Below are 12,328 nucleotides of genomic sequence, written 5' to 3'. Positions count from 1 at the left end.
AACCCATAGAAACTGGCTTAAGAGGCATGACATCGAATGCCTTTGGTTTGTTATACGCTACCCTTCACATCATGATAACTCTACAAAAAACTGTAAGTTGTGTGATCGTCATAACATTAATGGAATATCTATATATGGCGCGTGAATACTGGAAGTTATAGTCATTGCAGACAAATTGCACCGTCCGGCCATGTTGAACATGATTGTTATACGTAAAACATAATCGGCGGTTTACTCGGGGAATACAGATGTCGAACATACAATTGAGGAATGTCACCAAACGCTTTGGCGACACCGTCACCTTGCACAATGTGAATCTTGATATCGAAGACGGCGAGTTTGCCGTCTTTGTCGGTCCCTCCGGCTGCGGTAAATCAACGCTGCTGCGCATGATTGCCGGTCTGGAAGAGGTCAGCGACGGTGAGGTGTTAATTGGAAATGAAGTGATGAACGATGTCGCCCCCTCGCATCGCGGTGTGGCAATGGTATTCCAGTCCTATGCCCTTTATCCCCATATGACAGTGGCCGAGAACATGGGTTACGGGCTGAAGGTCAATAAAGTGCCGAAAGACCAAATCCGCCATCAGGTCGAAATGGTTGCCAAAACGCTGCAACTTTCTCACCTGCTGGACCGCAAACCTAAACAGCTCTCCGGTGGTCAGCGCCAGCGCGTGGCAATTGGTCGCGCGATTGTGCGTAACCCACGCGTCTTTATGTTCGATGAACCACTCTCAAACCTGGATGCCGAGCTGCGTGTCGAAATGCGTCTGCATCTGGCACGTCTGCACCAGGAACTGAAAACGACCATGGTGTATGTCACCCACGACCAGATTGAAGCGATGACCCTGGCCGATAAGATTGTGGTGATGAACTACGGCAAAGTTGAGCAGATGGGCGCGCCGATGGATCTCTACTACAAACCGGCAAATAAATTCGTCGCCGGGTTTATCGGCTCACCGAAGATGAACTTCCTGCCTGCGACGGTCGAAGCCTGGCAGCCTGGTGAGCTGACGGTTCGGCTGTCGCAACAAAAATCCCTCACCCTGACACAGACCACCACGCCGCTGAAACCGGGTAGCCAGGTCACGCTGGGTATTCGCCCGGAACATTTAACCACCGACCTCAGCCACGGCACACGCCTGGAATTTAACTGTGAAGTGGTGGAGCGTTTGGGGAATAACACCTACCTCTTTGGCCAGTGTTACGGCCACGACAACATGAAGATCCTGCTGCCGGGCGACGTTAAATTTGCCCCGTGGCAGAAGATCGACGTCGCGTTTGATAACCGCCACTGCATGGTGTTTGACGAGCAGGATGTGCGTGTGAGCGCGGATATCGACAACGTCGTGCGCTCCGTCGCCTAGACATTATTCCTGCCTGATAATTTCCAGAAACTTGTTCGCCAGGGGATTCGCCCTGGCGGACGACCATGCCACCGCCGTGGTGATCACCTCGATACGCTTAGCCAGAGGCAGTGTCACCACACTCGCCGGGGATAACCGTTCAAGCGAAGCCGGGACCAGTGCAATCCCCTGACCACAGCCGACAAAGGCGATTTGTGACGCAACAGAACGCGCCTCATGGATGATGCGGGGCGAAAACCCCTCCTGGCGACAGGCGGTGGTGATACTGTCAAAGTAGACCGGGCTGAGATGCCGGGAGAACATCACCCACTCTTCATGCAGTAATTCACGAATGTTGATTTGGCTCTGGCAGGCCAGAGGGTGATGGCGCGGCAGCGCCACTACCAGTTCCGCACTGGAGAGGGGTAATAACTCAACGCCGTCTCCGGCATCTCCGGTGAGGCGGGCAAAGGCCAGATCAAGCTCACCGTTTTGCAGGGCCGGGATCGCCTCTGCACTGTCTATCTCTTTGATCGAAATAACAATATCAGGATACTGTGTTTTCATTTTATCCAGTAACGCCGGTAACACATCCAGCATCGCAGTGCTGATTGCACCAATGGTGAGGATGCCCGTGTGCCCGGCAACCGCTTCCGTAATAGCCAGTTCCAGCCTTTCGACCTGCTCGGCGAATTTTTTCACCGCCGGAAGAATTGCCAGCCCAACGGGGGTGAGCTGAACCTTGCGCTTTGAGCGATCAAAAAGCTGCACTTTCAGGGACTGCTCCAGCACCTGGATCTGCTGCGTTAGCGGCGGTTGCGTCATCCCGAGCTTTTTGGCCGCGCGGCCAAAGTGTTTCTCCTCAGCGACGGCCAGGAACAGCCACATATGGCGAATAATACGGAAATTGATCATTGTCCCTCAGAGAGTAGTTCACTTATTTCATATATAAAACGTATCACAGGGTTAGTTTATTACGAATATACATATCGAATGGATATCAGGATCATCACCTTCCTGACACAACATGCGTAAAAAGGAAGAAGAGTTGAACCACGAATTCCACAGCCAGACGTATACAGCCACGGTGAAAGGTACACCGATGCAGGTTGCGGCCCTGCACCGAACAGGGACACGAGACCCCATTGTTTTTCTGCATGGCTTTGGCTCGACCAAAGAGGATTATGCCGATATCGTGCGTTATGCGGCATTTAGCGATTGCCCTTTCCTCGCATATGACGCCCCCGGCTGTGGCGAAACCCATTGCCCCGATCTAAAAAAAATCACGATTCCTTTTCTGGCGGAGACAGCACTCAACCTGATTGAACAGGCGGGTTTTACACGTTTTCATCTGGTGGGCCACTCGATGGGAGGACTTACCGCCCTGATGCTGGCTCATGCCCACCCCGACCGGGTACTGAGCTTTGTTGATATCGAAGGCAATATCACCCCGGAAGATTGCTTCCTGAGCCGTCAGGTGCTGGATTACCCCGAAGGCGATGATGTGCAATTTTTCCACGACTTTATCGAACGAACCCGGCATGCCCCCCACTGGGCCAGTGCGTTGTATGCCGCTCGCCTGAGGCATAACGTCCAGGCTGAAGCCGTTCGCCCTATTTTTACCTCGATGGTGGAACACTCCGATCACGGCGAACTGATGGCAAAGTTCCTTAATCTCCCCTGTCCGAAAATGTTCATGTATGGTGAGCAAAACGCTACGCTCTCCTACCTGGACTACATTCAGAAACGCGGCGTACAGTTGGCTGAGATCCCGGACTGTGGGCATTTCCCGATGTACTCAAACCCGGTGCTGATGTGGCAGAAGATCCACGCGTTGCAGGAAACCGTCCGTTGAAGCGCAAACTGACTCCGCACATGCTCGGGTTCGGCCTTGCCGTGCTGGCCGCCTTTGGCTTTTCGTTTAAAGCCATTTTCGTCAAGCTGGCCTATCAGGTGGCTCCCGTCGATCCCGTCACCCTGCTGATGTTGCGCATGTCGATGGCCTTACCACTTATCCTGCTTACCGCGATTCCGGTTCTGCGCAAAGGCCCGGCGCTTCGGGGTAAAGATTATGCCCTGCTGTTCTTGCTGGGTGTTGTGGGGTACTACGGCTCGAGCATGCTCGACTTTATGGGGCTGCAGTACATCTCTGCCGGACTGGAACGGCTGATTTTGTTCACCTACCCGATGCTGACGATTCTGATCGGGGTCTTCTTCTTAGGGAAAACCTTTGAGCGGAAACTTCTGCTGGCGATGCTTCTCGCCTATGGCGGGATTTTGGTTGCCTTTGTCCATGACCTGAATGTCTCAGAAGACATACGCTCCGTCGTGATCGGCGGCTCACTGGTATTGGGCTGCGCGTTTTTATACGCCATCTACAGCGCTGGATCGGAAATCGCCATTGGTCGGATGGGAGCGATCAAATTCTCGGTACTGGCACTGCTGATTTCTGTTCTGGCGACCCAAACCCATTTTCTTGCCGTTCGTCCACTGACCGCACTGATCCTGCCCTGGCCGGTTTATGCCTACAGCGCCGGGATGGCTCTGTTTTCTACCGTGATGCCTATCTTCTGGCTCTCGTCGGCGGTCTCCCGTATTGGCGCGGCAAGGGCCGTGTTGATCGGCCTGATTGGGCCGATTCTGACGCTCGTCTTTAGCTGGTGGCTGCTGGATGAACCGATCTCAGTTGAACAACTTCTGGGGACGGGGCTGGTTGTATGTGGGCTACTGGTGATCATAAGACGTCAATAACGCGCCCCTGCCTTATCCTGGTTTCAGCAGGATAAGGCAGGGCACAAAATCACCGGGATGCCGCCAGCGAGGTGACTGCCCGGCCAAACGCCTCGATCGCCAGCGCCACGTCTTCAGCCTGTACCGATTCCGCCGGATGGTGGCTAATACCGCCTTTGCAGCGCACAAACAACATCCCGACCGGCCAGCGCTCAGCCATGGCAATGGCATCATGTCCCGCTCCGCTGGGCAGAGATAACGACTCCCCCTGCACCGCGGCTACCGCTTCACCAATCAGGGTTTGCAGACGGAAATCGCATGGTGTGGCGGCAATGCGGTAGAACTCCTCGGCGCTAAAGTACACTTCACGACGTCCGGCAACCGCCTCCGCCAGTGTCAGCAGTTCGCCCAGCAGCGCATCCAGAGGGCCATCCTGTGGGCCACGAATATCGAGTGAGAGCGTCACTTCACCCGGGATCACATTCACCGCTCCCGGAACACACCGGATCTCCCCCACCGTAGCAACCAGATTGTTACCATGCCGTTGTGTGGTGCTCTCCACTGCGACCATCCACTCTGCGGCGGCGGCAAGTGCATCCTTACGGTGATTCATGGGTACAGTGCCCGCGTGCCCTGCCTCGCCGGTAAACTGGCAGCGCAAACGCCGCGCCCCGTTGATCGCCTCAACAACGCCCAGCGCCAGCCCTTTCTGCTCCAGACACGGCCCTTGCTCGATATGCAATTCCAGATAGCTACTGATGTCCGCCACGTTGCGCGCAGCATGTGAGATCCGCGCAGGATCAAGCCCCACCTGCACCATTGCCTGCGCCACGCTGATCCCTTCAGCATCAGTGGTTGCCAGCCAGCTCTCCGGCCAGGTTCCCGTCAGGCCACGACTGCCCAGCAGCGTGATGCCAAAGCGCGTCCCTTCTTCATCGCAAAAACCTACAATCTCAATCGCTTGCGCCAGACGTGCGCCCCGCCGATGCAGGTTGTCCACCACCTCAATGGCGGTAAGCACGCCAAGCATACCGTCGTAGCGCCCGGCATTGCGTACAGTGTCCAGGTGCGAGCCTAACAACACCGCAGACGCCCCCTCCTGTTCACCTTCATAGCGCCCACACAGGTTTCCCACACTGTCCTGCCAGACGGTCATCCCTGCGTGTTGCATCCACTGGCCGACACGCTGGTTAGCCTGCAAATGCTCAGGCGAAAGCGAGACCCTGGTCAGGGCATCCGGGGTTTCACTGATGGCCGCCAGTTCATCTGCCCTGTCCATGACACGTTCAGCCGCCTGCTGGCGGGTTAATGGACTCATAGCGCCGTCTCGCTGCGATAATGATCCCACGCCGCCTGCATCGCCGCGCCCTGCGTCGTGGTGAATCTCAGGTAGTTCAGCACCGATTCAAGCGCACTCAGCGTGGTCATCACACAGTCTTTACGCGCGTTGTACCCCATCGTACCAATACGCCACACCTTGCCATGCAGTGGACCAAAGGATGTACCGATCTCGATGCCGAAATCCTCCAGCATCAGCTTGCGCACCTGGTCACCATTGACCCCCTGCGGGATCACCACGCCCAGCACATTATTCATCTTGTGCTTCAGGTCACCGAAAGTTTCCAGCCCCATCGACTGAATGCCTTTTAGCAACGCATCACCGTGCAGTTTGTGACGCGCAATGCCGTTATCCAGCCCTTCCTGCAGGATCAGACGCGCGCACTCGCGCGCGCCAAACAGCGCGGTGGTGGCTTCGGTATGGTGGTTCAGGCGCTCTGGCCCCCAGTAGTCCATCACCATGCCGAGATCGAAGTAGTTGGAGTAGACCATCTCATCCACTCCGTCATGGTGGGCGTCCGTTCGGATGCCCTCTTCCACGCATTTGCGGCGGCGGATCGCCTCTTCCATGCGCGCGCTCAGGGTAATGGGCGATGTCCCTGATGGGCCTCCGAGGCATTTCTGCATCCCGGCGGAAACGGCATCCAGCGCCCAGGCATCGGTTTCCAGCGCGTTACCACCCAGCGATGCGGTGGCATCGGTATAAAACAGCACATCGTAACGGCGGCAAATCGCCCCCAGTTCAGCAAGCGGTTGCAACATGGTCGTTGACGTATCGCCCTGCACCGTCAGCAGCATTCGCGGACGTACCCGCTTGATGGCATCTTCCACCTGATCCGGGGTGAACACCTCGCCCCATGGAACCTCAATAGTGTGTACCTCTGCGCGACAACGCCGGGCAATTTCGCACAGCAGATGCCCAAAGCGTCCAAAGACCGGAACCAGCACTTTGTCACCAGGACGGATCGCCGAAATCAGGATCGCTTCAATCCCCGCGCGCGACGTGCCATCCACCAGCATTGTCCAGCGGTTGTCGGTACGAAATACGCCACGATAAAGCGCCATCACTTCGTTCATGTAATGGGTCATCGCCGGATCGTACTGACCAATCAACTGGCTCGACATAGCACGCAGTACGCGCGGGTCGGCGTTAATCGGTCCTGGCCCCATCAACAGACGTGGCGGCGGATTGAGTTGCGGAAATTGAGCGATATCCATCTTAGTGTCCTTAGGTTAATTGAGGCCGCGCACAGAAGAGATAAACTGCTTCAGCTCAGTAGTCTGCGGGTTGGCAAACAGCGTTTTACTGTCGCCCTGCTCCCAGACGCGTCCCTGATGCATAAACACCACGCGGTCGCCCACTTCGCGGGCAAAATTCATTTCATGGGTGACGAGGATCAAGGTCATGCCTTCTGCTGCCAGTTGTTCCAGCACTTTGAGCACTTCGCCCACCAGTTCAGGATCAAGCGCAGAGGTTATCTCGTCACAGAGTAAAACTTTAGGCGACATCGCCAGCGCCCTGGCAATCGCCACACGTTGCTGCTGACCGCCAGAAAGGCTGGAGGGAGAGTAATCCAGCCGGTCTCCCAGCCCCACTTTTTCCAGCATCTGCTTTGCCAGCTCGCGACATTCGTCGGCACTTTTTTTCAGCACCCGTCGTGGTGCAAGCATCACGTTTTCCAGCGCCGTCATGTGCGGGAACAAGTTGAAGTTCTGGAACACCATGCCTACCGAGCGGCTGATTTCACGCGCCTGGGAGTCCCGATCGGTGATGGTCATGCCGCCGAGTTTAATACTGCCGTCCTGATAACCTTCAAGGCCGTTGATACAGCGTAACAGCGTGCTTTTTCCAGACCCACTGCGCCCGATAATCGAAATCACCTGTCCCATATCGATATCCAGATCGACACCCTTGAGCACGTGGTTGTCGCCGTAGTACTTCTGCACCTGATTAATGGTGATGAGAGGCATTGAATTTTGTCTCCAGATAACGGCTGTAGCGCGACAGCGGATAACACAGAATGAAATAGCCCAGCGCCACCAGCGCAAAGACTTTAAATGGCTGATACGTGACATTGGTCAGCATCGTTCCGGCTTTGGTCAGTTCGATGAAACCGATAATCGACGCCAGCGCCGTGCCCTTAATCACCTGCACGGCAAAACCCACCGTTGGCGCAATAGCAATGCGTAACGCCTGCGGGGCAACCACCCTGAACAGGGTCTGCCCGAAGCTCAGCCCCAGACAGCGCGAGGCTTCCCATTGCCCTTTTGGCAACGCCCGGATACTGCCAAACCAGATATCCAGCAAAAACGCACTGGTGTAGAACGTTAACGCCAGCGAGGCGGCAGTCCAGGGTGAAACGTCAATGCCAAACAGCGCCACGCCGAAGAAGGCCAGAAACAGTTGCATCAGCAACGGCGTCCCCTGAAACAGCTCAATGTAACCCCGGATCAGCCGCTTTACCGTATGTCCCCCCGTCAGACGCAGCAACAGCAGCGGCAAGGTCACCATGGCCCCGCCGACAAAGGCGACGAGCGAAAGCAGCACCGTCCAGCGCCCGGCGAGCAACAGGTTGCGGATAATGTCCCAGTCGGTAAAGGTGGTCATCATGCCTGCACCCCCAGCCATTTGCGTCCTGCTGCCATCATCAGCTGGCGCAGAATAATCGACAGCGCTAAGTAAATCCCGGTCGTCACCAGATACACCTCAAAGCTCAGGAACGTGCGTGACTGGATCAGGTTGGCGGCAAAGGTCAGCTCTTCATAAGAGACCTGAGACACCACCGACGAACCCAGCATGACGATAATGCACTGGCTCACCAGCGCGGGATAAATTCGCTGCAACGCCGGGGGCAGTACCACGCGGATGAACGTCTGCGTACGGGTCAGACCGAGCACGCGCCCGGCTTCCCATTGTCCTTTCGGCGTCACCTGGATCCCGGCGCGGACAATCTCGGTACTGTAAGCGCCCAGATTGACAATCATCGCCAGCAGCGCGGCTTCCCCCGCCGTCATTTTCAGCCCCATGTTGGGCAGACCGAAGACGATAAAAAAGAGCTGTACCACAAACGGCGTGTTACGAATCACTTCTACGTAGCCGCCCCAGATCCGGCTGAACCAGGTCGGCCGCCCGCTGCGAATGGCGGCCCCGAAAATACCGATAGCCAGCCCGCCAATCGTCGCCATCACGGTCAGTTGTACCGTGACCCACAGCCCTGCCAGCAAAGCGGGTAAATAGGGCCAGAGTTCAGAAAAATGAAGTTGTTCTGTCATTCACTCGCCTTAAACGCCAAGGCTTGCAGGCAGAGGGGCTTTCATCCACTGTTCCGACAGCGCGTTCAGCGTACCGTCCTTGATCCCCTGCTCGATCAGCGCATCCACTTTCGCTTTCAGAGCGGGCTCATTCTTTTTCAGGCCAATAAAGCACGGTGAATCTTTCAGCATAAAGCTCGGTACGGGGGCTTTATCCGCGTTCTGGCGGGAAATTGCGGCCACCACAAGGTTGCCGGTTGCCACGTACTGCACCTGGCCGGAAAGATAGGCCGACAACGTGGTGTTGTTGTCCTCGTAGCGTTTCACATCGGCATCTTTCGGTGCGAGGCTGGTCAATACCATGTCTTCCACTGCACCGCGCGTCACACCAATGGTTTTACCGCTCAGCGCACTGGCGTCTTTCAGTTCTGCCCCTTTCGGGCCAAACACACCGAGGAAGAACGGCGCATAGGCGCGACTGAAATCAATCACCTTTTCACGCTCGGCATTTTTACCGAGGCTGGAGATCACCAAATCCACTTTATCCGTTTGCAGATACGGCACGCGGTTGGCGCTTGTGACCGGAACCAGTTGCAGTTTGAGCTTCATCTGCTTCGCCAGATAGCGCGCCATATCGATGTCATAGCCCTGCGGCTGGAGATCGGTTCCGACCGAACCAAACGGTGGGAAATCCTGCGGTACGGCAATGCGGAGGGTTCCGCGTTTTTCAATGTCCTGAAGCTGGTCAGCATGTGCTGGCAGTTGTGTAAACAGACAAGCGACCCCGGCCAGTGCAATCAACAGTTTTTTCATGGTGTTTACCCGTTACGTTAACATGAAACAAAAGATTCGTTGAGTTAACTTTTGCAACTAATGTGCCAGGGTACACAAAACCGATGCTCACGGATAAAAATCATTACGAAGACAGGAAATACAAGACATTTAAAAAACGAAAGGGGAAATAATGACTCATTTCCCCTTTCGTTTATTGCACCAATTTAATGCAAAGCACCAGCCTGACGCCCCATTATCGTTGCTCCAGCTCATCCAGCTGTTGGTAAAGCGTGGCGATCTCGTGAATGCGTGGGCGGCCTTTATCCAGAATCTCATGCAGAAAAGCATTGGCTAGCAGGTTGATTAAACTGTTCACCGACGAATAGCTGTCGTAGGCGGATACGCTGTCGAGCGGAGCACAAAGCTGCCAGTTCGACAGCGGAAAAAGACCGTGCGCCTGCGGCTCACACATCAACAGAACCGGAATACCGTCGGTTTGCAACTGTTGCAGCAGCGGGCGAATAATGCGGGGACGGCGGCGAAACGCCATAACTACCACCAGATCGTCCGGGGTGAAATCCACCAGCTCTTCGCTCAAACTCTGCCCCGGCTGGGGCAGCACCAGCACCTGGCCGCGCGCCTGTAACAGCTGCTGGCGCAGGTGAAGCGCCGCAGGATAGGCATTTCGCATCCCAATAATGATGATCCGCCGCGCCCTGACCATGCAGGCCATCGCCTCGGCAAATTGCCGGGCATCCAGGGCATTCACCCACTGCGTCAGGTTGGCCATCTCCTGCTTGTAGTGGCGCGCCAGCAAAGTGTTGCCCTGTACCGCATCACGGTTATCCGTCAGCGGCATGCCGCTCTGACGCAACGTGCGCAGCTCCTCACGCATATCCTTATACTTTTCGTAGCCCAGACGCTTAAACAGGCGGCTTACCGTGGCTTTCGATACTCCGCTCAGTTGTGCCAGTTCGGCACTGTTGTAGCTAATGAGGTCGTCGAAGTGATCGAAAATGAAATCGGCTACCCGCTGTTCCTGCGGCGAGAGTGACCCATACTGCCCTTTCAGTCGTTCATCAAGCTGTTCCATAAGACCTCTGTAACTTTCGTTTCACTGCACGCCTCTCATACTCCAGGCGGCAATGCGCGTTACTGCAACGCGAATGGATGTAGGGTATCTGCCTTTCATTATGCATGCCATCTTATTAAAAAGATGCGTTATGGCTGGCGTGAAACTTTTCTCTCAGAACTGGAACAGCTTTTGCAACCCTCAGATCCTCTTTCGGGTCATGAGGACTCCCCATGCACAGTAATGTTTCCGTACACGGGATGGCAGTCGCCCCCCACCATCTTGCCAGCCAGAGCGCGCTGGCTGTCTTGCGCGAAGGTGGCAGCGCCATTGAGGCGATGGTCGCGGCAGCCGCCACGATAGCCGTTGTCTATCCCCATATGAACGGTCTGGGCGGCGATGGCTTCTGGCTTATCATCCCACCCGATGGCGAGCCGGTTGCTATCGATGCCAGCGGTGCGGCAGGCTCGCTGGCGACGCTGGACGCCTACCGCGATCACGCGCATATCCCTCATCGCGGCCCGCGTGCCGCCCTCACCGTGGCAGGCACGGTGAGCGGTTGGGACGAAGCACTGAAGGTTTCGCACGAAATGTGCGGCAAGGCGCTGCCATTGAGTCGCCTGCTGTCTGATGCCATTGGTTACGCGCGGAACGGCACGCCGGTTACGGCCTCTCAGGCCAGTGCCACGGCCAGTAAATTAGCCGAATTGAAAGAGGTTCCCGGTTTTGCCGAGACCTGGCTTGTGGACGGTGAAACTCCTCAGGTCGGGAGCCGTTTTTATCAGCCTGCGCTGGCCTCTACCCTGACACAGCTGGCCGAAGAGGGGCTGGACAGTTTTTATCGTGGTCCGCTGGCGGAATGTCTGGCCCGCGGCATGGAAAAATATGGCCTTCCCATCACCCTTGCCGATCTGAATCAGCACGTCGCGCGGCGGACCACACCACTCAGGCTACAGCATCAGCAGGGCGAGGTGTGGAACCTCGCGCCACCCACGCAGGGGCTGGTGTCACTGGCCATCCTCGGGATCACCGATTGCCTTAACATGGCGGATGCCGATGACGCGACCACCCTGCACCGCATTGTGGAAGCCACCAAACTGGCCTTTGGTCTGCGGGATGCCCACATCACCGATCCGCGCGATCTGAAAACGGATATTCAGGGCCTGCTGGAGCCCGCCAAACTTCAGGCGCTGGCTGGGCGAATTGACGATAACCAGGCTGCGCCGTGGGGCACAGGTAAAGGCCCAGGGGACACGGTGTGGATGGGTGTCATGGACAGCAGTGGCCTTGCTGTCTCGTTTATCCAGAGCATTTACCATGAATTTGGCAGCGGCGTGGTCCTGCCCGACACGGGGATTGTCTGGCAAAACCGTGGGGCATCTTTCAGTCTCGATCCTGCCCACCTTCTGGCCCTCGCCCCCGGTAAACAACCGTTCCATACCCTGAACCCGGCAGCGGCAAGACTGCATGACGGACGGGTGATGGTCTATGGCTCTATGGGCGGTGACGGACAACCGCAGACCCAGGCAGCCCTGTTTACACGCTATGTGATCCAGGGCGTGCCGCTACAGGAGAGCATCACCCGCCCGCGCTGGCTACTGGGGCGCACCTGGGGCCAAACCTCCGACACCTTAAAACTGGAGGGACGCTTCTCATCGCACACGCTTGACCATCTGCGGGCGCTGGGCCATGACGTCGAAGTGTTCCCGGACTTTAGCGAAGCGATGGGGCACGCAGGGGCGATTGTTCGCCACCCCAACGGCCTGTTTGAAGGCGCATTCGACCCACGCAGCAACGGCTCCGCCGCCGGATTCTGAGG

Annotated in this window: 12 protein-coding genes; 4 read left to right on the top strand and 8 right to left on the bottom strand. The window is 56.5% G+C overall.

Features of this window, described 5'->3' with window-relative positions:
• The first annotated feature begins 248 nt into the window (after positions 1–248).
• Positions 249–1,364 carry an ABC transporter ATP-binding protein gene (locus GF617_RS08535; protein WP_181622974.1) on the top strand — a complete coding sequence of 372 codons (1,116 nt, stop codon included), beginning with the start codon at positions 249–251 and terminating at the stop codon, positions 1,362–1,364.
• 3 nt (positions 1,365–1,367) lie between these two features.
• Here GF617_RS08535 and GF617_RS08530 read toward each other — a convergent pair whose 3' ends face one another.
• Positions 1,368–2,258, bottom strand: coding sequence for a LysR family transcriptional regulator (locus GF617_RS08530; protein ID WP_181622973.1), 891 nt, complete (start codon positions 2,256–2,258; stop codon positions 1,368–1,370).
• A gap of 112 nt (positions 2,259–2,370) precedes the next feature.
• Between GF617_RS08530 and GF617_RS08525 the strand changes: the two genes are divergently transcribed.
• Both GF617_RS08525 and GF617_RS08520 read left to right on the top strand, forming a co-directional pair.
• Positions 2,371–3,198 carry an alpha/beta fold hydrolase gene (locus GF617_RS08525; protein WP_181622972.1) on the top strand — a complete coding sequence of 276 codons (828 nt, stop codon included), beginning with the start codon at positions 2,371–2,373 and terminating at the stop codon, positions 3,196–3,198.
• Positions 3,159–4,094 carry a DMT family transporter gene (locus GF617_RS08520; protein WP_309228230.1) on the top strand — a complete coding sequence of 312 codons (936 nt, stop codon included), beginning with the start codon at positions 3,159–3,161 and terminating at the stop codon, positions 4,092–4,094. Before GF617_RS08525 ends, GF617_RS08520 begins: the two co-directional genes overlap by 40 nt.
• 49 nt (positions 4,095–4,143) lie before the next feature.
• On the opposite strand, the gene hpxK is transcribed toward GF617_RS08520, so the two are convergent.
• From hpxK to hpxU, 7 genes are all read right to left on the bottom strand, one after another.
• A complete protein-coding gene (hpxK, locus tag GF617_RS08515; protein ID WP_203451496.1) occupies positions 4,144–5,391 on the bottom strand; it encodes an allantoate amidohydrolase in 1,248 nt (415 codons plus the stop codon).
• Entirely contained in the window at positions 5,388–6,629 is a 1,242-nt protein-coding gene (locus GF617_RS08510; protein ID WP_203451495.1) for an alanine--glyoxylate aminotransferase family protein, read from the bottom strand. The genes hpxK and GF617_RS08510 overlap by 4 nt, the downstream gene beginning before the upstream one ends.
• A 15-nt stretch (positions 6,630–6,644) precedes the next feature.
• Complete coding sequence (locus GF617_RS08505) at positions 6,645–7,382, bottom strand: amino acid ABC transporter ATP-binding protein (RefSeq protein ID WP_181622969.1); 738 nt, start codon at positions 7,380–7,382, stop codon at positions 6,645–6,647.
• Entirely contained in the window at positions 7,363–8,019 is a 657-nt protein-coding gene (locus GF617_RS08500; protein WP_181623721.1) for an amino acid ABC transporter permease, read from the bottom strand. The genes GF617_RS08505 and GF617_RS08500 overlap by 20 nt, the downstream gene beginning before the upstream one ends.
• Positions 8,019–8,684: an amino acid ABC transporter permease gene (locus GF617_RS08495; protein WP_181622968.1), complete on the bottom strand. Its 666-nt coding sequence runs from the start codon at positions 8,682–8,684 to the stop codon at positions 8,019–8,021. Before GF617_RS08495 ends, GF617_RS08500 begins: the two co-directional genes overlap by 1 nt.
• Positions 8,685–8,693: 9 nt before the next feature.
• The gene (locus GF617_RS08490; protein ID WP_181622967.1) at positions 8,694–9,476 is read right to left on the bottom strand and encodes a transporter substrate-binding domain-containing protein; all 783 of its coding nucleotides are present in this window, start codon (positions 9,474–9,476) and stop codon (positions 8,694–8,696) included.
• Between the two features lie 214 nt (positions 9,477–9,690).
• Complete coding sequence (gene hpxU, locus GF617_RS08485) at positions 9,691–10,530, bottom strand: MurR/RpiR family transcriptional regulator HpxU (protein WP_181622966.1); 840 nt, start codon at positions 10,528–10,530, stop codon at positions 9,691–9,693.
• A 212-nt stretch (positions 10,531–10,742) separates the two neighbouring features.
• Between hpxU and hpxW the strand changes: the two genes are divergently transcribed.
• Entirely contained in the window at positions 10,743–12,326 is a 1,584-nt protein-coding gene (gene hpxW, locus GF617_RS08480) for an oxamate amidohydrolase (protein ID WP_203451494.1), read from the top strand.
• The last annotated feature ends 2 nt before the right edge of the window (positions 12,327–12,328 follow it).

This window comes from Lelliottia sp. RWM.1 (assembly GCF_016859735.1).
Classification (GTDB): Bacteria; Pseudomonadota; Gammaproteobacteria; order Enterobacterales; family Enterobacteriaceae; genus Enterobacter.
This window is presented reverse-complemented; position numbering and strand designations above follow the sequence as displayed.

Coding starts and splice junctions, on each gene's coding strand:
- GF617_RS08495 (WP_181622968.1), bottom strand. CDS start 8,684: ATGACAGAACAACTTCATTTTTCTGAACTCTGGCCCTATTTACCCGCT.
- GF617_RS08530 (WP_181622973.1), bottom strand. CDS start 2,258: ATGATCAATTTCCGTATTATTCGCCATATGTGGCTGTTCCTGGCCGTC.
- GF617_RS08505 (WP_181622969.1), bottom strand. CDS start 7,382: ATGCCTCTCATCACCATTAATCAGGTGCAGAAGTACTACGGCGACAAC.
- GF617_RS08510 (WP_203451495.1), bottom strand. CDS start 6,629: ATGGATATCGCTCAATTTCCGCAACTCAATCCGCCGCCACGTCTGTTG.
- hpxK (WP_203451496.1), bottom strand. CDS start 5,391: ATGAGTCCATTAACCCGCCAGCAGGCGGCTGAACGTGTCATGGACAGG.
- hpxW (WP_203451494.1), top strand. CDS start 10,743: ATGCACAGTAATGTTTCCGTACACGGGATGGCAGTCGCCCCCCACCAT.
- hpxU (WP_181622966.1), bottom strand. CDS start 10,530: ATGGAACAGCTTGATGAACGACTGAAAGGGCAGTATGGGTCACTCTCG.
- GF617_RS08535 (WP_181622974.1), top strand. CDS start 249: ATGTCGAACATACAATTGAGGAATGTCACCAAACGCTTTGGCGACACC.
- GF617_RS08525 (WP_181622972.1), top strand. CDS start 2,371: ATGCGTAAAAAGGAAGAAGAGTTGAACCACGAATTCCACAGCCAGACG.
- GF617_RS08490 (WP_181622967.1), bottom strand. CDS start 9,476: ATGAAAAAACTGTTGATTGCACTGGCCGGGGTCGCTTGTCTGTTTACA.
- GF617_RS08500 (WP_181623721.1), bottom strand. CDS start 8,019: ATGACCACCTTTACCGACTGGGACATTATCCGCAACCTGTTGCTCGCC.